Origin of the sequence: Cellvibrio sp. (assembly GCF_039207905.1) — a bacterium.
Taxonomy (GTDB): Bacteria; Pseudomonadota; Gammaproteobacteria; order Pseudomonadales; family Cellvibrionaceae; genus Cellvibrio.
On sequence record NZ_JBCECX010000001.1, the window covers coordinates 173,790 to 196,629 of the forward strand.

General features: G+C 48.1%; 17 protein-coding genes. 16 read left to right on the forward strand and 1 reads right to left on the reverse strand.

Going from position 1 to position 22,840, the window contains the following annotated elements; all coding sequences use genetic code 11:
* Window positions 1-196: 196 nt before the first annotated feature.
* The 13 genes from AAGC78_RS00700 (at window position 197) to AAGC78_RS00760 (ending at window position 18,090) form a co-directional block, all read left to right on the forward strand.
* A complete protein-coding gene (locus AAGC78_RS00700) occupies window positions 197-2,683 on the forward strand; it encodes a TonB-dependent siderophore receptor (RefSeq protein WP_435782099.1) in 2,487 nt (828 codons plus the stop codon).
* Between the two features lie 538 nt (window positions 2,684-3,221).
* Window positions 3,222-5,837, forward strand: coding sequence for a phosphoenolpyruvate carboxylase (gene ppc / locus AAGC78_RS00705; RefSeq protein WP_435782100.1), 2,616 nt, complete (start codon window positions 3,222-3,224; stop codon window positions 5,835-5,837).
* Between the two features lie 369 nt (window positions 5,838-6,206).
* Window positions 6,207-7,460, forward strand: coding sequence for a methyl-accepting chemotaxis protein (locus AAGC78_RS00710; RefSeq protein WP_435782101.1), 1,254 nt, complete (start codon window positions 6,207-6,209; stop codon window positions 7,458-7,460).
* Between the two features lie 9 nt (window positions 7,461-7,469).
* Window positions 7,470-7,832 (forward strand): response regulator, encoded by a 363-nt coding sequence (locus AAGC78_RS00715; RefSeq protein WP_435782102.1) that lies wholly within the window; start codon window positions 7,470-7,472, stop codon window positions 7,830-7,832.
* 14 nt (window positions 7,833-7,846) lie between these two features.
* A complete protein-coding gene (locus AAGC78_RS00720) occupies window positions 7,847-8,152 on the forward strand; it encodes an STAS domain-containing protein (RefSeq protein WP_435782103.1) in 306 nt (101 codons plus the stop codon).
* Window positions 8,153-8,165: 13 nt separating this feature from the next.
* Window positions 8,166-10,364, forward strand: a complete 2,199-nt coding sequence (locus AAGC78_RS00725) for a chemotaxis protein CheA (RefSeq protein ID WP_435782104.1) — start codon at window positions 8,166-8,168, stop codon at window positions 10,362-10,364.
* Entirely contained in the window at window positions 10,365-10,874 is a 510-nt protein-coding gene (locus AAGC78_RS00730) for a chemotaxis protein CheW (RefSeq protein ID WP_435782105.1), read from the forward strand. It begins immediately after the preceding gene.
* 43 nt (window positions 10,875-10,917) lie between these two features.
* Window positions 10,918-12,582, forward strand: coding sequence for a methyl-accepting chemotaxis protein (locus AAGC78_RS00735; protein ID WP_435782106.1), 1,665 nt, complete (start codon window positions 10,918-10,920; stop codon window positions 12,580-12,582).
* 59 nt (window positions 12,583-12,641) lie between these two features.
* Window positions 12,642-14,273 carry a methyl-accepting chemotaxis protein gene (locus AAGC78_RS00740; protein WP_435782107.1) on the forward strand — a complete coding sequence of 544 codons (1,632 nt, stop codon included), beginning with the start codon at window positions 12,642-12,644 and terminating at the stop codon, window positions 14,271-14,273.
* Between the two features lie 116 nt (window positions 14,274-14,389).
* Window positions 14,390-15,211: a CheR family methyltransferase gene (locus tag AAGC78_RS00745; RefSeq protein ID WP_435782108.1), complete on the forward strand. Its 822-nt coding sequence runs from the start codon at window positions 14,390-14,392 to the stop codon at window positions 15,209-15,211.
* 5 nt (window positions 15,212-15,216) lie between these two features.
* Window positions 15,217-15,708, forward strand: coding sequence for a chemotaxis protein CheD (locus AAGC78_RS00750; RefSeq protein WP_435782109.1), 492 nt, complete (start codon window positions 15,217-15,219; stop codon window positions 15,706-15,708).
* A 109-nt stretch (window positions 15,709-15,817) separates the two neighbouring features.
* Window positions 15,818-16,867 carry a protein-glutamate methylesterase/protein-glutamine glutaminase gene (locus AAGC78_RS00755; RefSeq protein ID WP_435782110.1) on the forward strand — a complete coding sequence of 350 codons (1,050 nt, stop codon included), beginning with the start codon at window positions 15,818-15,820 and terminating at the stop codon, window positions 16,865-16,867.
* On the forward strand, window positions 16,864-18,090 hold the full coding sequence (locus AAGC78_RS00760; RefSeq protein ID WP_435782111.1) for an EAL domain-containing response regulator: 1,227 nt from the start codon (window positions 16,864-16,866) through the stop codon (window positions 18,088-18,090). The genes AAGC78_RS00755 and AAGC78_RS00760 overlap by 4 nt, the downstream gene beginning before the upstream one ends.
* A gap of 44 nt (window positions 18,091-18,134) precedes the next feature.
* On the opposite strand, the gene AAGC78_RS00765 is transcribed toward AAGC78_RS00760, so the two are convergent.
* Window positions 18,135-19,586 carry an alkaline phosphatase PhoX gene (locus AAGC78_RS00765; RefSeq protein ID WP_435782112.1) on the reverse strand — a complete coding sequence of 484 codons (1,452 nt, stop codon included), beginning with the start codon at window positions 19,584-19,586 and terminating at the stop codon, window positions 18,135-18,137.
* 232 nt (window positions 19,587-19,818) lie between these two features.
* Here AAGC78_RS00765 and gloA2 point away from each other — a divergent pair, with 232 nt between their 5' ends.
* The 3 genes from gloA2 to bdpA all read left to right on the forward strand — a co-directional run bounded on the left by gloA2 (window position 19,819) and on the right by bdpA (window position 22,788).
* A complete protein-coding gene (gloA2, locus tag AAGC78_RS00770) occupies window positions 19,819-20,226 on the forward strand; it encodes an SMU1112c/YaeR family gloxylase I-like metalloprotein (RefSeq protein ID WP_435782113.1) in 408 nt (135 codons plus the stop codon).
* A gap of 38 nt (window positions 20,227-20,264) precedes the next feature.
* Complete coding sequence (locus AAGC78_RS00775) at window positions 20,265-21,209, forward strand: hypothetical protein (protein WP_435782114.1); 945 nt, start codon at window positions 20,265-20,267, stop codon at window positions 21,207-21,209.
* 61 nt (window positions 21,210-21,270) lie between these two features.
* Window positions 21,271-22,788 carry a BAR domain-like protein A BdpA gene (gene bdpA, locus AAGC78_RS00780; RefSeq protein ID WP_435782115.1) on the forward strand — a complete coding sequence of 506 codons (1,518 nt, stop codon included), beginning with the start codon at window positions 21,271-21,273 and terminating at the stop codon, window positions 22,786-22,788.
* The last annotated feature ends 52 nt before the right edge of the window (window positions 22,789-22,840 follow it).

A 22,840-nucleotide genomic window follows, 5' to 3' on the forward strand; every position in this document is an offset into this window, starting at 1 on the left:
TCGAGAATAATCGCTTGGTCCTCAACCGAGGGTGCTTCAGTTGCCGATCCGTATCGAGCGGCGTTTTTCCTGGTGGATAAACATCACCGCAAAATAATTTTCATTCTTTTTCATTTTTCAGGTTCCCCTTTTTGGATCTCGTGCGGTTTAACCGGCAACTGACACAATTAATTTTATCCCGGAGCCTGTTAACACCATGTCCAACCACATCTTGTCCCGCCAGAGAACCTTTCCCGGTAAATCGTTTAATGCCCTTGCGCTGGGGATTCACCTGATTTGTGCCGGTGCATTTTTACCGCTCGTAGCGCAGGCGCAAACTGAATCAGTTGTTATCGCCAATCAATTGGTTGCCAGCAAAACAAATTTCAATATTCCCGCCAGTTCACTCGCGACGGCACTCAATGAATTTGCCGCGCAATCCGGTTTGCTGATCAGCGGTAATGCGCAGTTAACCCAAGGCAAAGCCAGTCCGGGCTTAAGCGGTAGTTTTACCCCGCAAGAAGCATTGGCAAGATTGTTAAACGACAGCGGTTTGACTTATCAAGTCAGCGAAGGCAAAAAAATAATCCTGGAGAAAAAACGCGAAGTCGGCCAGCTGCAATCGGTAAAAGTCAGCGCCGCAACTTTGGGCAGTACCACCGAAAATTCTGGTTCCTACACTACCGGTGCGATGAACAGCGCAACCAAATTAAATTTAACTTTGCGTGAGACTCCGCAATCGGTAACGGTCATTACCCGTCAGCGTATGGATGATGAAGGCATGGTGGATATGCAGGACGTCATTGAAAAAACGCCCGGCCTGTCAGTGAATTCCTACGGCACTGGTCGCCCTGCATTTTACGCGCGCGGTTTTTTAATTGAGACAGTGACTGAAGATGGTATTTCCAGCAGTTTCAGCTCTTATATTCCCAGTCCGCTCGCGAACCTTGCGATGTATGACCGCGCAGAGATCGTGCGAGGTTCAACGGGATTGATGCAGGGGGCGGGCAATCCTGCGGCGGCGGTGAATTTAATTCGCAAACGTCCCACCGAAGAGTTTCAGGCAAGTATTAGCGCTAATGCTGGTTCATGGAATGATTTTAGTACCTCTGCCGATGTGAGTGGTTCATTGACCGATGATGGCAGTATTCGCGGCCGTGTGGTGGCTTATCTGCAAGACGGCGAAAATTTTCGCGATGTAGAAAAAGAAGATCGCCAACTGGTGTACGGCACAATTGATTTTGATGTGACCAAAAACACCACGATTAATCTTGGCCTGCTTTCACTTGATACCGATACCAATATGGTGTGGGGCGGTATTCCTGTTTCACCAATGGGCGAACATCTGGATGTTCCGCGCTCAACATTCGTGGCTGCTGACTGGGAATATTTAACGCAGGATGTAAAAGCAGTTTACGCGAGTATCAATCACCAATTTGATAACAGTTGGAGTCTGCGCTTGAATGTGAAGCGCTCGAATACTGTGTCTGATGTGTTGGGAACCTGGTTAATGCCTGATGAGGTGAATGGTAACTACTCACATATTTATTGGGCAGCGCAAGATGAAACTGATCAATTAGGTGCGGACCTTTATGCATCGGGATTGGTGTCGTTGTTTGGCAGAAATCACGAGCTGGTGCTCGGTGCGGCAAGCAATAAAGAGGAAGTTAGCAACACTGAATTTTTTAACTGCTTTGATTATAGTTGCGGCGTTTCATCTAATTATGATGTGTTTAATCCCAACCCAAGCGCACCGGTCAAACCATCGTTTGATCCGGACAGTCCCTACAAATCTGAAGGTTCTGCTGAAGTCTCACAAAAAAGCACCTACGTAACTATGCGCTGGAACCTGGCGGATTCAGTAAAGCTGATTACTGGCACACGACTGGATTGGTATGAAAATATCGGCCCATGGTCGCAGACAAAAGAAGATAAAAATCCATCCTTCTACGGCGGATTGATTTACGATTTTGAAAAAAATCACTCTGCTTATTTAAGTTATACCGATGTGTTCAAGCCGCAGGACGGGAAAGATATCAACGGTAAAGTGTTAAAGCCGGTGGTAGGAAAAAATTATGAGCTCGGCGTAAAGGGCGAGTATTTTGATGGTTTGCTGAACACCAGCATCGCGATATTTCGTATTGATCAAGCCAACCTTGCCAAACGCTTAGCGGATCAATCTGGCTGTCCTACCTTCCCGGGCGTTGCCTGTGTTGAAGCAACCGGTTTGGTTCGCAGTGAAGGGATTGATCTGGAAATTCAAGGTGAGTTGTCTGCGGGTTGGGAAGTGGGCGCCGGTTATACCTATTCTCACGCTGAATACGTGCGCGATTCCGAAGCGGACAATGAGGGCAAAACACTGAACACCTTGAATCCTGAAAGCCTCTTTAAAATCAACACCACCTATACCTTGCCCGGCGATTGGAACAAGTGGCGGATTGGCGGTGGTGCGACATATCAGGGTGATATTTATAAGGACTTGGATAATGGCACTGCGATTGTGCGCAATAAACAATCCGCTTATGTCCTGGCTGATCTGATGGTGGGCTACAAACCAACTGAGCACCTCAGCATCAATGCGCGCGTTAACAACCTGTTCGATAAAACCTACTACAAAGCCATTGCCGACGACATTTATTACGGCGCGGTGGAAATGTATGGTGAGCCGCGAAACGTCATGGTGTCGGCGGAATATAAGTTTTAAGGAAAAAATTCAGGGATGGCGCAAAAACTGGTGCCGCACGAAGGATCGAGCCGGCGCCAGCCTTTCTCTTCTTAATATTATCCACTTTGCATAACGCTAATCCGCTGCGCCACTGTTACTGGGCATAGTATTTGCTCGAGTCTCTACATCTTAAATTCAGTTATAGCGTCGTTTGGTTTTTGGAAGCGATAAAGCAGAAGTGGAATCAGCAAATTACTTTTGGCGCTGATACCGTCTGCGCTTTATAAGCCATTTATTAATGGGGCAGAAGTTTAGTGTGCTGGCGGTTAAATTTTGTGCGATTTCGGCGGGTAGCTCAACCGCTCCCGTTTGGTGCGCTTGCATCGCGGCCTGCACCTTTGTAATCTGCGCGGCCGCGAAAAAGCCTGAATAATTCGATAATGCGAGTTTTTATCATTAAGTAAGCTAATCCTGCTGCCATTTTCTACCCATCACAGGGGCGATGGCGTAGAATGCCGCCCGCTTTTGGTGATTCGCTAGTGTGTTTTTTAATCCCTCGATTTGTTGGAGATGCCCAATGTTAAAGCTACCTGAAACCCTGCGCGAAAATGTCCGCCTGCTGGGGGAGCTCTTAGGTGAAACAATCCATGCCCACGAAGGTGCAGATCTGTTTACCAAAGTAGAAGGTATTCGCAAGTTGGGTAAGGCGATCACCAAGGCTGAAAATGGTGATTCTGCGCCACTGGTGGCGATGCTGAGTAGCCTGGATGACCAGGACATCCTGCCGATTGTGCGTGCGTTCAACCAGTTCCTGAACTTGGCAAATATCGCTGACCAGGAATATTTCTCCAGCGCCGAAGCCGAGCGCGATGACAGCTTACAAACCATGATCCAGGAGTTTGCCGGTATTCACGGTAAAGATGCCCTGGCACAAATTATCAACAAACTGCGTATCGAGCTGGTTCTGACCGCTCACCCGACCGAGGTGACCCGTCGCACCCTGATTCGCAAATACGACCAGATCGTTGACACTCTTGCAGATCGCCAAAACGGCAGCCTGTTGGGCTTTGAGCAAGACAAATTGCGTGGCCGTCTGCACCGTTTGGTGGAAGAAATCTGGTCTACCGATGAAATCCGTACCACTCGCCCAACCGCAGTAGACGAAGCTAAATGGGGCTTTGCGGTTATCGAGAACAGCCTCTGGCAAGCCGTGCCGGACTTTATCCGCCATTTGGATCGCATGTGCAGCCGCCATTTGGGCGAATCTCTGCCAGTCGACATCCGTCCAATCAAATTCTATTCATGGATGGGCGGCGACCGCGACGGCAACCCGAATGTAACCCACAAAATTACCCGCGAAGTATTGCTGCTTGGCCGCTGGATGGCTGCCGAATTGTACTCACGCGACATCTATAGCTTGGGCGGCGACCTGAGTATGATCGAGGCGAGCGAAGAGTTGCACGCCTTGTATCCAGACAGCACCACCCCGTACCGCGATGTGATGTTTGACCTGCGTCGCCGTATCCAATCCACCTTGGAGTGGGCTGAAGCGCGCCTGCAAGGCCGCTCGGTAGAAGTGCCGGTTGATCTGATCACCAGCCGCGAAGACCTGTTGTCACCGTTGATGTTGTGCTTCCGCTCATTGAACGATGTGGGTTTACCGCACATCGCCAATGGCCCGCTGGTCGACACTATCCGCCGTATCCACTGCTTCGGCATCAACCTGGTTCCGCTCGACATCCGTCAAGACGGCGACCGCCATGTGCAAGCTATCGACGAGTTGGTGCAATACCTTGGCCTGGGTGATTACCGTGAATGGCCGGAAGAGCAGCGTCAGGCGTTCTTGTTGGACTCATTGAATAGCAAGCGTCCGTTGCTGCCAATCAGTTGGCCAATGAGTGACGAGACCGCCGAAGTCCTCGCTACTTGCCGCATCGTTGCGCAAGAGCCGCGTGAAATCCTGTCGCACTACGTTATTTCCATGGCACAGCAACCGTCTGATGTGCTGGCCGTAGCGCTCTTGTTAAAAGAGTGCGGTATGACCTGGAATATGCCAATCGTTCCCCTGTTTGAAACCCTTGATGACCTCGACCGCGCGCCGATTGTGATGGAGCGTCTGTGGAATCTGGAGTGGTATCAACAATATTCAGCCCAGCAACAAACGGTGATGATCGGTTATTCCGACTCCGCGAAGGATGCAGGCAAGCTGGCGGCAACCTGGGCGCAATATAAAGCGCAAGAAAAACTGGTGGCGTTGGCCGATAAATTCGACGTATCGCTGGTGCTGTTCCACGGCCGTGGCGGTACTGTTGGTCGCGGCGGCGGCCCGGTAGAGAAGGCGATGGCGTCCCAACCTCCGGGGTCGGTCAAAGGGCGCATTCGTGTGACCGAGCAGGGCGAGATGATCCGCTACAAGTTTGGTCTGCCACGCGTTGCGTTCAGCAGTTTGTCGTCTTATGTAGTAGCAACCTTGCGTGCGACTATGGCACCAAACGCGGCACCTAAACCTGAGTGGCGCGATCTGATCGAGCGCATGGGTACTGCCAGCCTTGAGGCCTACCGTGCAGTGGTGCGTGGCCACAAAGATTTCGTTCCTTACTTCCGCAACCTGACTCCAGAACAGGAGTTAAGCTTGCTGGCATTGGGTAGCCGTCCGGCCAAGCGTAAATCCACTGGTGGCGTAGAAAGTCTGCGCGCAATCCCATGGGTATTCGCCTGGACGCAAGTGCGTTTGAACCTGCCAGCTTGGTTGGGTACCCGTCAGGCATTTGAATACGCGTTGCAAAACGATCCGTCATTGTTGCAGGACATGGTGAGCAACTGGGCGTTTTTCTCCAGCTTCCTCGACCTGTTGGAAATGGTGATCGGCAAAGCCGACGGTCCTATCTGCACCTATTACGAAGAGCAGCTGGTACCAGTTGAATATCGCGGTCTAGGTCAGGAATTGCGCGGTGACTTGTTGGCGCTGGAAGGCTTGATCAACCAGATGAAAAAGCAGGATGTGTTGCTGGCCGACGATCCAATGCTGCGCCAATCATTGGAAGTGCGTAAGCCTTACGTTGATCCGCTCAACTACCTGCAAGCCGAATTGTTGAAGCGTTACCGCAGCAGCGAAAACATCAGTCCGGATCTTGAGCGCGCGCTCAAGGTGACCATGGCGGGTATTGCTGCGGGTATGCGCAATACGGGTTGATAATCGCTTAGAGAAAATCTCTCGAAAACAGGGCAAAAGTGATCGCACTTTTGCCCTGTTTTCATTTTGGTGTTTGTTTATTTTTGATGCGGCTTTGCCGCGCGATCATTCTTCCTTTTATCCCGGTAAGCTTTTTCTTTCGTCGCTTCAGATTGAATAGTCCCATAGCCGCAATTTATACCCATCCTCCGCTTAATGATTTTCTTCATATTGTCGCTCTTGGATATGAGTAGATTCACTCAGGGGCGCGTCTTTGACACCTATATAAACGCCGTCTATACCTAGTTAACCCACCTGACAGCAGTCTGCGCAGTGATAACTTCTTGTCCATCGCTGAGCTTTTGCAACTGAATTTGACGGACTACACCAATGAGTAATAACTATCCTAACGGGCGTGCGCCTGGTTCTTTTTCTTCCTTACCTCATCAGCGCGGTTCATCACAGCCTTTAGTGCTGGGATCGATTGCGTTGCTGACGATTATTGGCGTCGGCTTGATCACCCTGACGACCTTGTCGATTGTCTGGAAAGTGCTTGTGCTAGTCGCGTTAATTGGTGCTGCTGCCGTTGCTTGGGGACAAGTCGCCCAAATGGCGAAACAAGAGAGTGATTCGCAATCAGCCCTGTCAAAAGCGCGCGGTATGCAAGAACTCGCACAAACCTATCAGCCGCTGTTAGAAAACTATCAGAATTTATTAAAAGAAATTCTACCGCTATGGCAGCGCCAAACTGAATTGGCGCGCAACCAATTGGAAACCAGTATCACCGAATTGGTGGGACGATTTTCCGAAATCCATCAGCGTCTGCAAGCGGCGGTTGCCAGTTCCTCTACTACTGCAAGCAGTATGAAAGGCGATAACGGTTTGGGTGGCGTGATTCATTTTGCCAACGATGAGCTGAGCCAAATTACCCAGACATTGCGTCATGCAATTGAGCAGCGCGATGAGTTGTTAACCGAAATTTCCGGCCTGTCGAAAATCACCGTTGAATTGAGTGGCATGAGTGCAGAAGTTGCGGGCATTGCCTCGCAAACCAATTTGCTTGCATTGAATGCGGCAATTGAAGCGGCGCGAGCTGGCGAATACGGTCGCGGCTTTGCGGTAGTAGCTGACGAAGTGCGTACGCTGTCAACTCGCTCAGGCGAAACCGGTGCGCGTATTGGTCGCCGCATCGAGCAAGTGAATTCTGCATTGCAAACTACATTGGATCGAACCGCTGAATACGCGGCAGAAGATAATTCCCGTCTCGCTAAATCGGAGACTTCAATTTCACAAGTGCTTGAGCAATTCCAACATTCCAGCGAAAACATTTTGCAGTCTGCACATATTCTGGAGCAGGAAAGTGCCGCTGTGCAATCGAGCGTTGAAGAAGTGCTCGTCAACTTACAGTTTCAGGATCGTGTCAGCCAAATTTTAGGGCACGTAATGGATGATATGGAAAAAATGGTAGGCGCTATTGCCGATCAGGAAACGCGTTTGCGCCACGGTGAACCCGTGGTGGCGATCGATACCAAAGAATGGTTGCGCTCGCTGCAAAAAACTTACACCACACTAGAGCAGGTTGATATCCATCGCGGTGGATCACAAACCAAAGGTTCCAATAATTCAGAAATCACGTTTTTTTAGGAGTAGTTAATGTCCAAAGTAATTCTTGTAGTTGATGATTCAGCCAGTGTGCGTCAGGTGGTTGGTATCGCATTGCGCGGAGCAGGCTACACCGTAGTAGAAGCAAGTGATGGTAAGGATGCATTGACCAAATTGGACGGGCAAAAAATTAATTTGGTGATCTCGGATGTGAACATGCCGAACATGGATGGGATCACTTTCCTGAAAGAAATGAAAACCAAGCCTAACTACAAATTCACACCGGTAATTATGTTGACTACCGAAGGTGCAGAAGAGAAAAAACGCGAAGGCCAAGCTGCCGGTGCAAAAGCCTGGATTGTAAAACCTTTCCGCCCTGAACAAATGCTGCAAGCTGTATCAATGCTGATCTAACGAGAAAAGTGAACATGAATATTTCGCGAAAAAAGAGCAAGGATACAACGACGCTGGTATTCGAAGGCGATCTGACTATCTATTACGTTGCGCAAATCAAAGATGAGTTATTTGCTGATTACGAAAAGCTGGCCGATAAAATTGCCCTCGACCTTACCTCGGTAACTGAAATAGATACAGCGGGCGTGCAATTGCTGTTATTCGCGAAAAAATTTTTCTCCTCAGTGCATCGCTCAGTCTTTATAACCAAAAGCAATGAGTCAGTAGAAAGCGTCTTGACGGCGCTTGATGTCAATAGCCAGTTTGCCCTGGAATCATAAGGAACTCGCCACTATGAATCTCGACGGTGCCTTGCAGACGTTCTTCGCAGAAGCGGAGGATTTGCTCAATTCCATGGAAGCTGCATTGCTGCGCATGGATGAGGGCGAGAAGGATATGGAAACCATTAACGAAATCTTTCGTGCTGCGCACACGATCAAAGGTTCCGCTGGCTTATTCGGGCTGAATGATATTGTTAGTTTTACGCACATTGTTGAAAACGTGTTGGATCGCGCGCGCGATGAAAAAATTTCGGTGACTGGAGATTTACTCAGCATCTTGTTGCCCTGTCGTGACCATATTGCAACGCTCGTAGAAAATGCGATGCACGATAATCCAAACGATGCAGAGTGCCTTGCGCACGGGAAGGCATTATTGGATTCACTCTCTCCCTGGTTGGAACCTTCAGCAAAACCTGTTGCCAAGGCTGCAGAGCCAGTCGATTCTGGCACTCCACCGTTTGGCATGTTCACGAATGAATCTGATCACGAAGCCTGGCATATTTCGGTGCGCTTGGGGCCGGACTTATTGCGCAATGGTATGGACCCATTATCGATTTTGCGTTTCCTGCGCACACTCGGTGAGATTACCCATATCGCAACTATCACCGATCATTTGCCGGAATTTAATGATTATGATCCCGAGCAGTTGTATCTCGGTTTTGAAATCACGTTGGTTAGCAATGCATCGCAGCAACAAATCGAAGACGCGTTTATGTTTGTGCGCGATGAATCTGATCTGAAACTGATTCCGCCGCGCAGCAATATCGAAGCCTATGTCAATTTGATTCAATCATTGCCGGAAAATGCACAGCGTTTGGGCGAGATTTTAGTAAAAAGTAACGCAATTACTTTTCAAGAGTTAGATGCTGCTCTGGCCACTCAAAAACAGCAGGCGAAAAGTGCGGGCGCCGTTGGTATGTTGGGCGATATCCTGATTGAAGAGCAGGCTGTTGCACCAGAAATTGTCAACGCTGCACTCGACAAGCAAAAGAAAAACAGCGAGAAAAAAACCAGCGGTGAAAATCGCTTTATCCGTGTTGATGCCGAGCGTCTGGATGTCCTTATCAATTTAATTGGCGAGCTGGTTATCAACCGCCAACGCGTTGATTTGCTGTCTTCTAAGATGGGTAACCCGACGTTGATTGAAGCGGTTACCTCAATGGGAAATTTCACCGAGGCAATCCGCGATGCGGCGTTGACACTGCGGATGGTTCCTATCGGCGATACTTTCCAAAAATTCAAACGCGTAGTGCGCGATACCGCCAAATCCATCGGCAAAGAAATTGAGCTGGAAATTGAAGGCGCAGAAACTGAACTCGATCGCTCAATGGTAGAAAAGTTGAATGATCCCTTGATGCATATTGTGCGCAATGCGATGGACCATGGTATTGAGGCTGTGGCGGTGCGTCAATCGCGCAATAAATCAGACAGTGGCACTATCAAACTTACCGCTCGCCATGATGCGGGCAATATCGTTATCGGTATTCACGATGATGGTGGTGGTTTGGATGTTGAGCGCATCCGTAAAAAAGCGGTTGCCAACGGAATTCTTGAAGAGGGAATTAATCTCTCCCGTCAGGAATTATTCCAATTAATTTTCCATCCCGGTTTATCCACCGCAGAACAAGTGACCAATTTGTCTGGACGTGGTGTAGGAATGGATGTGGTCAAACGCAATATTGAAGAGTTGCAGGGCGGTATTGAAATTGAAAGTGAAGTTGGTGTTGGTACCAGCTTTAGCATTCGCTTGCCGCTGACACTAGCGATTATCGACGGCTTCCATGTGACGGCCGGACTGATCGATTTTATTGTGCCGCAAAATACCATTCTTGAATGCGTTGATCTCAATTCATTGAATCACGTGCAAGGGCAAAATTGCGTCAATTTACGCGGTGAGCAAGTTCCCTATATTCGGTTACGTGAAATTTTTGCACTGCAATCCAATGATCACAGCCGTGAAAAAATTGTAGTAGTGCAGTTCGGTGAAAAGCGTGCCGGTATAGTGGTTGATGAGTTGCACGGTGAAATTCAAACGGTAGTAAAACCAATGGGGCCAATTTTTCAGGCACTCAAAGGAATCGGCGGGTCCAGTTTGTTGGGCACTGGCGCAGTAGCATTGATTCTGGATATCCAACAACTGATCGGTTTCGCCATTAATCGCGAACACTTACGTAACAATGCGTTTTCTTTGAGTGCGCAGGAGCAGGAATAAATGAACCAACCAAGTAGACAAAAAAAGAGTCAGTCAGTTGAAGTTATCAAACAATACCTGACCTTTCGCATCGGCCATGAAAACTATGGTTTGGAACTATCCCAGACCCGCGAAATTATTGAATACAGTGGTATTACTGAAGTTCCGCTGATGCCCAACTTTTTACGTGGTGTTATTAACCTGCGTGGTGAAGTGGTGCCAGTTATTGATTTGGCGGTGCGTTTAGGGCGCAAATCAATAGAAGTACAAAAACGCACCTGCATCATCGTAGTGGAATTGCAAAACAATGAGCAAAACCATGTGCTCGGTTTGCTGGCAGATTCAGTCAGTGAAGTAATCGAAATGAATGATGAAAATATTGAAGATGCACCTTCGTTTGGGGCCAACATTCGCGCTGATTTTATTCAAGGTATCGCCAAGCGCGACGATGAGTTTGTGGTATTGCTGGATGCAAATAACGCTTTGTCGATTCGCGAGCTGGCACACTTGGTTGAAGCACAGCTGCAATAACGTTTTCTCGTATCAATAAGCCAGATTCCTTGAGGGAATTTTCATGTTCAACAACCTCAGTTTGAAATTTAAGATTTTATTGCTTAGCGCTTTAATCGTTCTGGGCTTGTCTACCTTGGGGGCTACGGCTTATTTGCAAATTCGATCATACAATGCTGTGGTTGATGAAACTGCAACCCACAGCAAATTGCGTTCTGAAATATTGGTGCAGGTACAAGCCGCTGCAATTGAGTTCAAAACCCAGGTGCAAGAGTGGAAGAATATTCTGATTCGCGGTAATGAATCTGAACAATTTACCAAGTATGTAGAGGGTTTTGTAGCGGCAGAAACTGCAGTGCAAAAGCATCTTGCTGCAGCTTCAAAACTGCTGCAACAGGAAGGCGAATCGACCGAGGCAGTGACCAAGCTGCAAAAAGAGCATGCTGAGTTGGGTAAAAATTACCGTGAGGCACTTAAAAGTTATGATCAGGAAAATGCTGAGACGGGAAAAATCGTAGATAAGCTGGTAAGTGGGATGGATCGTGAAACCAGCAGTCAGATGCAAGCAATTGCCGATAATACGACGAAAGGGTTTGACCAATATCTTGTCGATTCTGATCTTAAAACTGAAAAAATCTACAGCGAGACCGTTCGTTTATTGCTGATTATTTGCTTTAGCGCATCGGCTGTTATTATCGCTGTGATGGTGTTTATTTTCCGCGATATGTTTAAAACGCTTGGCGGTGAGCCTGCTTATACGGCGGAAGTGGTGTCGCAGGTAGCAGAAGGTAATTTGAATATTGATATTCAACTTAAGCAGGGCGACAACAGTTCGTTGTTAGCCAGTGTTGCGAATATGAGTAAGCAATTGGCAGAAATTATTGGCGATGTGCGCAGCTCTGCTGATGCACTGTCTTCTGCTTCGGAAGAAGTGAATGCAACGGCGCAATCACTTGCTAAAGGCGCATCAATCCAGGCGGCAAGTGTGGAAGAGACGTCTGCCTCAATGGAAGAAATGTCTGCCTCAATTTCGCAAAACAGCGAGAACGCAAAAGTGACCGATGGCATGGCCCAAAAAGCAGCGCGCGATGCAGCGACTGGCGGTGAAGCGGTGATGGGCACTGTTGAGGCAATGCAAAAAATCGCCGAGCGCATTAGTGTTATTGACGATATCGCTTATCAAACCAATTTGCTCGCGCTCAACGCCGCTATTGAAGCAGGACGTGCGGGTGAACATGGGCGTGGTTTTGCAGTGGTTGCATCAGAAGTGCGCAAGCTCGCCGAGCGCAGTCAAGTGGCAGCACAAGAGATTGGCACGCTTGCATTGGATACTGTTAAACGCGCAGAACAAGCGGGCACCATGCTGAAAGATATGGTTCCAGCCATTCGGAAAACGGCCGATTTGGTGCAAGAAATTGCAGCGGCTTCATCTGAACAAAATGCCGGTGTATCGCAAATCAACGGTGCTATCGGACAAGTGAGCCAGACCTTGCAGCAAAATGCAGCAGCTTCTGAAGAGTTGAGTTCTACATCAGAAGAGATGAGTGCACAGGCAATTCGTCTGCAGGAATCGATGACCTATTTTAAGTTGGGCAATGATGGGGTGGTTAAAAAAATCAGTTCCATTAATAAGAAGCCAACACCGATCAGTAAACCAAAATCAGGCGGCAATAAAGCTAGCCAGATGAGCGACGATGAATTAGACAAAAATTTTGTGCGTTATAGCTAACCAATCCAGCAGTACCGGGTTCCTGAATATATTTACATTGAAAGTTAATGGAGTTGAAAATGACCGTAGCCAAAAAAATGATTTTTCTGGTGGCTGCCGCTTTACTAGGAATTGTAGTACTCGCCGGAGCAGCACAAATACAGATTAATAATGTGTTTGAACAGACAAATTACAGTAACGAAAATGTTATTCCCAGCATGAACTTGCTGTCTGATATTCAAAGTAACGTTTATCGTGCGCGCATTCGGTTAAATCGTTTTGTGTTGAATACCGATGCATCACAAATAGAGAAGCTGGAAACCGACCTGAATAAGGCGCTAAAGGATTCCAGTGACGGCATGAAAAAGTATGAGACCTTCACCGATCAGGAAAGGGACAAAGAACTCTTGGCAATTGATAAGAAAATGTTTGATAAATTTTCTGCTCATCTGCCCGCTATTCTAGCGGCCGCCAAAAAAGCACAAACCGCAGAAGCGCTATTATTGATGGAAAAATCTGGTGAGGATGCCAGAGCCTTGGCAACTGCACTGGAAGAGCATGCGGCTTACAATATTCAATTGGCTGATGATGCCAAGAATACCGCTTTGGCAACAAAATCCAGTGCGGCATTTTTGTCGGTAGTTATCGCCTCGATAACCTTGGTTGTTATTGCACTGATTGGATTTTTTATCGCACGCAACTTGTTGCGTCAATTGGGTGGTGAACCGGATTATGCGGCTGCGGTTGTTGCCCGAATTGCGACAGGCGATTTAACTGAGCAAGTGATTACCAAACAAGGTGACACATCCAGTATGTTGGCGGCGATTCGCGAAATGTCGAATACCTTGTCGCAAGTGTTGGGTGAAGTGCGTAGTTCGGCTGACGCTTTGGCTTCTGCGTCAGAAGAAGTAAATGCAACGGCACAATCACTTGCAAAAGGGGCGTCAGTGCAAGCAGCAAGTGTTGAAGAGACTTCTGCCTCTATGGAGGAAATGTCGGCATCCATCATGCAAAACAATGAGAATGCAAGCATCACTGATGGCATGGCTCAAAAAGCAGCTACTGATGCAGCAACCGGTGGAAATGCAGTTGCAAGTACAGTGGCGGCAATGCAGAAAATTGCCGACCGCATTGGCGTGATTGATGACATTGCTTACCAAACTAATTTACTTGCATTGAACGCCGCAATTGAAGCAGGGCGTGCTGGGGAACATGGTCGCGGTTTTGCGGTAGTTGCATCAGAAGTGCGCAAGCTGGCAGAGCGTAGCCAGGTTGCTGCACAAGAAATTGGTTCGCTGGCCGGTGAAACTGTTAATAAGGCAGATACCGCTGGTAAGTTACTGCAAGACATGGTGCCCTCTATTCGTAAGACTGCTGATTTGGTACAGGAAATTGCTGCCGCATCAACAGAGCAAACGGCAGGGGTTAACCAAATTAATGCGGCGATTGGTCAAGTGAGTCAGACCATGCAACAAAACGCAGCCGCGGCAGAGGAATTGAGTTCAACATCTGAAGAACTGAGTTCCCAAGCGATGCGCCTGCAAGATGCAGTGAGTTATTTCACGTTATCCAATCAGGATTCTCGCTCTACATTCAGTCGCCCAGCTAAATCGACTCCACCACCAAGTTCGCGCAAAAATGGCGAGAAGAAGGCAGATAAAAAATCCTTTACCGACGATGATTTGGATAAAGATTTTGTCCGCTATTCCTAAGGTGAAAAGTGGACAGGGAAGCAGTTGTTAGCGGACTCAGGTAATGATGATAAAAATTGTGCGTTGCGATCAGGTAACGGCATTGCCCAGATAAATAGATGATAGTGAGTCACGTTATGACAATGGAATCGGCAACGCCCATCCCATCGGATAAAGAGTTTCAATTGTTTCAGCAATTGATTCAGGAGAAGTTGGGGATATTTTTACCGGAGCAAAAAAAAGCATTGTTAAGCAATCGTTTATGGAAGCGATTGCAAGCCTGCAAGGTGAATGGATTTGGCGATTATTATCGCCTCATCCAAAGTCCTCAGGGAAAAACGGAATTGAATGTTGCGTTGGAGCTAATTACCACTAACGAAACCTATTTTTTCCGCGAGCAAAAACATTTCGATTACATGCAGGAAGAAATTCTCCCCAAGTTGCGGCCGGGAGCTAACTTTCGCGTATGGAGCGCGGCGTCGTCCACTGGTGAAGAACCCTACAGTATTGCGATGGTGTTGAAAGACCGCTGTCCAAGTGAATGGGAGCTGCTCTGCTCGGATGTGAACCGCACCGTAGTCGAGCAGGCGAAGATTGGGATTTATCCTGATATGCGCGTTAAAAATATTCCGCAAGAATATTTGCGTCGGTTTTGCCGCAAAGGTATTGGCCCACAGCAGGGCAACGTGCGAGTGATTTCAGATTTGCGCCAAGAAGTGCAATTTTTTACCTTGAATTTGCATGAAGAATTTCCGGATATTGGTAAATTTGATTTAGTGTTCTTGCGCAATGTATTGATTTATTTTGAGAATGAAAACAAGGTAAAGATCTTGAATAGGATTGCAGAAAAGTTAAATCCAGGCGGGATACTGTTTGTCGGTCACTCAGAAAGCCTGCATGGACTCAGTACACGCTTTGTGCCGGTCAAACCCGCCATATATCGTTTAGTAGGGCGGTAATTGGTATGGCCGTTGCGCCACTCATTAAACCACTGCACAGCATACATCCTGGTGAGTGGTATTTTGGTGCAGGTTACGAACGGCTGCACACGGTGTTAGGTTCCTGCGTTGCCATGACCGCATGGCATCCAACACTCAAGATTGGTGGAATGTGCCACTATTTATTGGCAAATGAACCCACGCACAAGCATCCGGATTCGCGAAGTAATGATTGTCGTTACGCTGTCCATGCCATGGCAGAAATGAAAAAGGCGATGCAGGCTTTTGCAAATATCGGCGAGTATCAAATTGGAATTTTTGGTGGTGGTGATATGTTTGCGTACAGCTCACCGACATCGATTGGGCTAGACAATATTGCCTTCGCACGCCAGTGGTTGCGGCGCGAAAAGCTGCAGCCGACACAAACAGATGTCGGTGGGAGAATCTCGCGTTCGCTAATGTTGGTGATGTCCACCGGTGAGATCCAGCTAAAGCTTTACCAAATGAATCAGTCTTGAATAATTGAAATAACAGTTTGATCGACAATACTTGGTTATAACCGGGCTGGTGCCAGCGGCGCACCGATAAATTGATCGATAGATAAACGCGCTGAAAAGTTGGGAAATTATGACAATTAATGTGTTAGTAGTGGATGACTCAGCTGTGGTGCGGCAGGTGCTTAGCGCCGTGCTCAATGAAGCACCCGACATTAATGTTTACGCCACGGCGTCGGACCCTATTTTTGCCCAGCAACAAATGCAAAAGAAATGGCCTGATGTGATTCTGCTGGACATCGAAATGCCACGTATGGATGGCCTGACTTTTTTGCGTCAGTTGATGAATGAAAAACCTACGCCTGTAATTATTTGTTCGTCGCTTGCGGAAAAGGGTGCCGAGCTAACCTTGCAGGCGCTGTCTGCTGGTGCGATTGATGTCATCACTAAACCTCAGCTTGGCGTAAAAGATTTTTTACTGGAAGCAAAACATTTGCTTTGGCAAACCGTGCGCGGTGCGGCCGGTGCGCATGTTGCACGTCGTGCTAATGTTGGCGAAGCGAAAAAAGCGGCAGCGCCGATAACACCGGCAACCGATTTAGTTAGCATGACGGCCACTACCGATACGATTATCGTGATTGGTACTTCTACCGGTGGCACTCAGGCATTAGAAGAAATTCTCAGCAAGATTCCGCGTACTTGCCCTGGTATTGCCGTGGTTCAACATATGCCGGAAAAATTTACCGCTGCCTTTGCCAAGCGTTTGGATGGTTTGTGCGAAGTGGATGTGAAAGAAGCCGAGAGCGGTGATCGTTTAATTCCGGGGCGCGTGCTTATCGCACCGGGCGGACATCACCTTGAGGTGCAACGTTCAGGTGCACAATATATTGCAAAAGTGTTTCGCGGCCCAAGTGTGAATCGCCATTGTCCATCAGTTGATGTATTGTTCCGTTCTGCTGCACGAGCAGCTGGCCGCAATGCGATGGGAATTATCATGACTGGTATGGGCGATGACGGTGCAAGAGGCTTATTAGAGATGCGTCAAGTGGGCTGCAGAACTATCGCGCAGGATGAACAATCTTGTGTGGTATTTGGTATGCCCAAAGAAGCGATCAGTTTGGGTGCGGCGAAAGAAGTAATGCCATTGTCACAAATTCCCGCGGTGCTGGGGGGCAAGGCATGAAGTCGGTGATTTCCGAATTAAGCGTGCTGGTCACTGATGACAGCTTGACCCAGCGACAGTATGCCAAAGAGTTGTGTAGTGATTTGGGGGTTAAAGATCTGCACGACGCCGCCAACGGTGTTGATGCGCTCAGTGTATTGGAAGCCTGTCCGGTCGATGTGGTGTTGATTGATCTTGAAATGCCGATCATGGACGGTGTTGAATTAATCCGCTCAATCGCGCAGAAAAAAATTGCCAGCAGCGTCATTATCCTTAGTGCAAAAGATCCTATCTTGATTGCCAGTGTCGGCACCATGGCTGAAGCCGATGGTTTGCACGTGCTGGGCACGTTTCAAAAACCCTTACTTCCCGATGCACTTGAGTGCAGTTTTTTGCGTTTTATTCACGATGCAAAACAACAAGCACAAGAATCCAAACCTGCCCCTGAAAATGATGTCACGGCGGTAGAGTTGGGCGAGGCATTAGCCAACGGCGAACTCAGCCTGGCTTATCAACCTAAACTCACGGTGCATGGGTTGATGCTCAAAGGTGTTGAAGCTTTGGCGCGTTGGCGACATCCACAAAAGGGCATGATTTCACCTGGTGTATTTATCCCTCTGGCAGAACGTCATGGCATGATTGATATGCTGACTCGTCACTTGTTAAACGTGGCATTTCAGCACAAAAAGAATTGGCAAAATTATGGCTTGCGTTTCAATCTCGCCTTTAATTTGTCGCCCTTGTCGTTAGCTGATTCCGACATGGTGGATTGGCTGTGCAAGCTCACAGAAGATTACGGCATAGCACCGGCAGAAATTACCTTTGAAATTACTGAAAATGCATTGCTGGGTGAGCTTGCCAGTGCGATTCGCACTCTCGCGCGCTTGCGTTTAAAAGGTTTCCATATTTCGATTGATGACTACGGCACTGGTTTTGCGAATGCACAACAGTTATCGCGTGTGCCGGCAACGGAATTGAAAATAGATCGCTCCTTAGTGCATCGCTCTGCTGCGCGTCCGCAACAACACACCATTTTGGCTAGCACAGTTGATCTGGCCAAGAATTTGAATTTGACTACCGTTGCTGAAGGTGTTGAAACGGAAGAGGATTACAAAATTATTTATGATCTGGGTGTGGATTTGGTGCAAGGGTATTATTTTTCCAAGCCCTTGTTTCCCGATGACTTGCTCACCTTTATCAAGACGGGGCTAAGCCAAGTCCGCAAGCAAAACGAAATTAAATAAAAAATCCCGGCACAGGCCGGGATTTTTTTTGCGAAGTTTTTTTGTCAGGTCGGGCGAATACTTTTCCAAGGGCCGGTGATGGCAAGTGTTAATCCCGGTTGCTGGATATTCACAAACAGCGTTGTACCATCCGGTGAAAAACAGGCGCCGCAAAATTCGCTTCTGTCTTTGTGGGCATTCATCGCGAGCGTATAAATTTTTCCTTGTGGTGTCAGCCCGCGCAAATAATTGGTGTTGTCTTTCGCTTCGGAATAGCTATCTTCGCACACAATCAAATCACCCCAAGGGGCGATAGTGAGATTGTCGCAACCTTCCAGATAAGTGCGATCCTGGCTTTCATAAACCAGCGTGAGTTTGCCCGGTGCTTCGCGCTCGCGTTTTGTGCCTTCATAGGGGCTGGGTTGATAGCGCCAGATTTGTCCAAGCCCTTTGTTGCCACCGGTAGTTGCAGTAAAAAATACTTCGCGTTGGCGAGTGTCGGAGCGCATTGCAAATGCCAATCCTTCACAGCGGGCAAAAATAGCGGCGCCTTTTGCATGACCCCGGGCAGCGAGATCAGCAGCGGGGGCGGTGACATTATCCAGGTCAATCCAGTCACACAAAAATTCCTGTTCACTGGTGACGGTGCGTTTACCGGGATCGGTATCGTCGAGCCAATTGCGCGTGTTTGCTCCGGCCCAATCGCGGATGACTAACGCCTGCAGGCTGCCACCTTTGTGCAATTCACCGGGAGTGCCGGGAATAAAGCGATAGAAGAGTGCGTTTTTCGCATCTTCTGTTTGATACACAATGCCGGTAGTGGCATCAACCGCACAGGCTTCGTGGGCAAAGCGCCCCATGGCGTGTAGTGGTATAGCGGTAACTAAATCTGTCGCTGTTGAGGGTACTTCAAATACGAAGCCGTGATCCCGGCCAAAACCCTGGTCGATGCCGTAGGTGGTTTCTTCACAGGTCAACCATGAACCCCAAGGGGTTGCGCCTCCGGAACAGTTGCGCGAGGTTCCCACCAGGCTTAAATGGCTACGCTCGATTTTGCTCGTGTTGTGGTTGTATGCCAAGGTGGTGGTGCCGCCGTTGGCAGGCAGGCCTTTGCGGTAGAAATCGAAGGCTTTATCTCCAACGAATTCTTTTGCGCGCTTTTTATTGCCGCCGAACGCGTCTATATCGCCCCATGAAGAACTTAATTCATGGTTGCGTACCAGAAGTGTCCGGGATGGATTCTTCGGATCAGGAAAGGCTGCCATACCATCGGGTGCACCGGGCATAATCAGGCCATCGCTCATAGAGTCGCCGGTTCTTGCGATGATTTGGTAGCGAAACCCTGCTGGTAAATCGATAACCTTGCGCGGGTCTTTTATCAGCGGACCATATTTATCAATGCCCTGATGAGGGTCGAGCGCATAGGCCTCCGCTTGTACAGGTAGATGGCGAAAAGCAGTCAGCGCTATAGCAGCGGCTCCGGCGTTCTGTAAGAAGTGACGGCGGGTCAAGCTCATAACAAATCCTGTGTTGGCGATAAGTGGTGTGACAGATGGCGCTCCAAAACAAAGGGCCTAACCGGTTATTCATCCCCGATACAGCCTCGCAGCCTCAGCATAAGCTCCAATATACTTGGCAGCGGGAAACCATCATTTTAGTTGAGGCCAAGGTTATACTAAATCAGCTTTGCAATGAGCATGGCGGATCGCTGGTGTTAACCATCGGGTGTTATCTATTGAGTGTTAAACAATGAGCATTGTTCCACCGGTATTGCAGACTATTCATCATGTTGCGTTGATCTGTTCGGATTACGAGAAGTCCAAACATTTCTATACCCGAATTCTGGGGTTGCAAGTGATTGCTGAACATTACCGTGCAGAACGCGCATCCTGGAAACTGGACTTGGCGTTACCGGATGGCACTCAGTTAGAATTGTTTTCCTTTCCCAACCCACCGGCGCGCCCTTCGCGGCCAGAGGCTTGCGGATTGCGCCATCTGGCGTTTGTGGTGCGCGATATTGATGCCTACGTTGAGTGGTTAATTAGCAACGGTGTTGCGGTAGAAGCGATTCGCATTGACGAGTACACACTAAAACGGTTTACCTTTTTTCAGGACCCAGATGGTTTACCGCTGGAGTTGTACGAGTTGCCTGAATAGGTTTGATGTTAACAACATTATCTGAGCGAGATTATACAGTGCTGAAAAATTGGGTGCGTGGAAGATTGTTCGGAAGTTTGTGTGTGGTTTGCGCGCTAGCAATCAGCAGCCATAGCTACGCACGTGAACTGGTCATCGCCTTTGAGAATACACTGCAGCCATCTACATCACTGGATGCAATGGCGCGCTCGCAAATGTTGGTGCGCAATTTGGCAACCGCGGGCGTACCCCAAGCGATGTTTCTGATCAAAACTAAAGGTATTGATCAGAAAGATGAAGCGCGCATAGCTGTTTACAGTGATAAAGGCCATCTGTTAGTGAACGCCGGGCACGGCCACAGCCTGGTGACGAAAAGTGATTTGTATGTGTATGAAATTGGCATACTGAAAGCCAACCGTATTTTGGAAAATTACGCCGGCTATAAAAAGCACGTGCACTTTTCTTATTTGCACGAGGCGGGTGATGTCAACATCCAACGCGGGCTTGCAGAATTTTTACAAGAGCGTGGTTACCATCCGGCGTTTACCGGATTTAACTCATGGCGCGGTGCGGATCAGTATCTGGATCAGTTGTATCAAAAAAAGATCCGCAGTAATCGTCATGTTGATATGGCGGTATTGGAAAAAACCTACGTCGATTTTATTCTGCAATCATTAGCGCAACAGGATGCAACGGCATTTAACCTGTTAGGTTATTCGCCCAGACAAGTATTGGTGTTACAAGAAACAGATCTGGCGGCCTATTTTATTGTCGCTTTGGTGGATCGTTTGGTGGAGCAGGGATGGACTATTATTGCTGCCGAACGTGCGCTGGACGATCCTGTCGCCAACCCCATTAACGCAAATGGCTGGGGCGCGAATGGTTATGTGAATTCGATTACGCGGTTGCGCGATGAGCCAGTGGCTTATCCCCGTGTGTTAGGCGAGCGCAAAGCGGCGGTAGATACTTTTTTACAGGCCCGTATTCCGGGTTTGCTTGAGTAGTTAATCAGATTTCTACGTTGTTATTATTTCATGTTTTTTAATTAAGGACTGTGAGCACAGTATGTTGAAAACAGGCGCAAAAATAGCGATGTTGTGTACGGTCAGCCTGATGGCATCTATGGCTATGGCACAACAAAAGTCAGTCATTTTCAAAAACGGTTTTGAAACTGATACGGACAACAAAAAGTGGGCATTCCTCTACGGAGCCAAAGTGGTCACTGAGCAAGCGCGCAATGGTACTGGCGCGTTGCAAATTGAACAGGGTGAAGCATCGGTTCGCTCGCGGGTGAATTTGAGCGAGCAGGGCACTTTGGAGTTTTGGATTAAAACTTCATCGCCCGCGACGCAATATAAAATCAATGTGATGGTGGCACCGACACAAAACTCTGATACCGGTTGGGTACAGGTGGGCCAGATCCTTGGCAGCAATGACTCAACTGAATATCACGCAAAACGTATTTCAATTGATGACCCGGGCAAAAAATTCCTGCGTCTGGATTTTGAAGTCACCAACGGTCAGGTGTGGTTGGATGACGTCAGTGTGGAAAAAATCCTGCTGGATACTGCGCTGCAAAAGAATCAGGAAAAGGTGATTGCCGAAGTATTAGGCAAGCTGCGCGATGATAAAAACTATCAAGTGCAAGCCGATGCTTTGCGTACACTCGGTAAAAACTACGCTGCACAAATTGATGTACAACGTCAGTATCTGGAATATGCCAACGGTATTTATTCAAGCGTGACTTTGGTGTTGGCGACTTCCGAGCGCGGCAAAATGGCGAACCCGCTTGGCTATCAAACCTTCAAAGGTATTGTGAGCGATGTGCGCATGGTGGCATCGCCAATCCAAAAGGCGCGTATGGATTCATTGCTGAAACCTTTGGGTGATATCGCGACTGCAACGTTGAACGTGATGACCCAAGGCGCCTATGCTGCGTTTGCCGAGCCCTTTAAAACCATAGTCGCGACTACTTTTGATAAAGTCGCTTACGAGAATGCCGGTGTTGATCGTAAAACCCGCAAATTTGCCGAAGAAAATGGTTTGAAAACCTTCTCTAAAGCGGAAGGTTTCCTTGGTGAAGTGGAAAAAGAATTGAGTACGGTTGTCGCGTTGGATAAAGACTTGATTGATATCCAGCGCGAAGTGGATAAATTCCGCAAAGACCTGGACAAGCATTTGAAAGAATCGCTAATTGCCGGTGGCATGGGGCGTGGACAGGAAAACTATAATCGTGTGATGAGTAAAGACGAGCCCACCCGCAATGCGGCGTTGCAGGAAATCAATAATTATTTCCTGATGCATGCTGAGAGCTATCAAAATTATTCCAGCTCCAACACTGAGTTCGTACAATTTATGATGAAGGCGACCGGCACCATGGAGGAAACCCAGGTATATAAAGATCGCTTTAACCAAATTGCATCGTCAGTGATTACCTTTTATGACAAGTTTGATCGCTCAGTCGCAAAAGACCAGAATCCTTTCTCTGATGAAAAGGATCGCAAATTGTGGGAATCCCATGCTGTGAAGGTTCGCGCATACATTCAGGAGTCCAAAGCGGCATTTGCTAAAGCCTACATGTAATTATTTTTCTTCCAAATCCATCCACAGGTAAAGGATTACCTTGGAAGTCTTT

What these genes read in the sequence shown, in the direction of transcription:
- AAGC78_RS00760 (WP_435782111.1), top strand. Translation starts at nt 16,864, where the DNA reads ATGAAGTCGGTGATTTCCGAATTAAGCGTGCTGGTCACTGATGACAGC.
- AAGC78_RS00740 (WP_435782107.1), top strand. Translation starts at nt 12,642, where the DNA reads ATGACCGTAGCCAAAAAAATGATTTTTCTGGTGGCTGCCGCTTTACTA.
- ppc (WP_435782100.1), top strand. Translation starts at nt 3,222, where the DNA reads ATGTTAAAGCTACCTGAAACCCTGCGCGAAAATGTCCGCCTGCTGGGG.
- AAGC78_RS00730 (WP_435782105.1), top strand. Translation starts at nt 10,365, where the DNA reads ATGAACCAACCAAGTAGACAAAAAAAGAGTCAGTCAGTTGAAGTTATC.
- AAGC78_RS00710 (WP_435782101.1), top strand. Translation starts at nt 6,207, where the DNA reads ATGAGTAATAACTATCCTAACGGGCGTGCGCCTGGTTCTTTTTCTTCC.
- AAGC78_RS00725 (WP_435782104.1), top strand. Translation starts at nt 8,166, where the DNA reads ATGAATCTCGACGGTGCCTTGCAGACGTTCTTCGCAGAAGCGGAGGAT.
- AAGC78_RS00735 (WP_435782106.1), top strand. Translation starts at nt 10,918, where the DNA reads ATGTTCAACAACCTCAGTTTGAAATTTAAGATTTTATTGCTTAGCGCT.
- gloA2 (WP_435782113.1), top strand. Translation starts at nt 19,819, where the DNA reads ATGAGCATTGTTCCACCGGTATTGCAGACTATTCATCATGTTGCGTTG.
- AAGC78_RS00715 (WP_435782102.1), top strand. Translation starts at nt 7,470, where the DNA reads ATGTCCAAAGTAATTCTTGTAGTTGATGATTCAGCCAGTGTGCGTCAG.
- AAGC78_RS00700 (WP_435782099.1), top strand. Translation starts at nt 197, where the DNA reads ATGTCCAACCACATCTTGTCCCGCCAGAGAACCTTTCCCGGTAAATCG.
- AAGC78_RS00745 (WP_435782108.1), top strand. Translation starts at nt 14,390, where the DNA reads ATGACAATGGAATCGGCAACGCCCATCCCATCGGATAAAGAGTTTCAA.
- AAGC78_RS00755 (WP_435782110.1), top strand. Translation starts at nt 15,818, where the DNA reads ATGACAATTAATGTGTTAGTAGTGGATGACTCAGCTGTGGTGCGGCAG.
- AAGC78_RS00720 (WP_435782103.1), top strand. Translation starts at nt 7,847, where the DNA reads ATGAATATTTCGCGAAAAAAGAGCAAGGATACAACGACGCTGGTATTC.
- AAGC78_RS00765 (WP_435782112.1), bottom strand. Translation starts at nt 19,586, where the DNA reads ATGAGCTTGACCCGCCGTCACTTCTTACAGAACGCCGGAGCCGCTGCT.
- AAGC78_RS00750 (WP_435782109.1), top strand. Translation starts at nt 15,217, where the DNA reads ATGGCCGTTGCGCCACTCATTAAACCACTGCACAGCATACATCCTGGT.
- bdpA (WP_435782115.1), top strand. Translation starts at nt 21,271, where the DNA reads ATGTTGAAAACAGGCGCAAAAATAGCGATGTTGTGTACGGTCAGCCTG.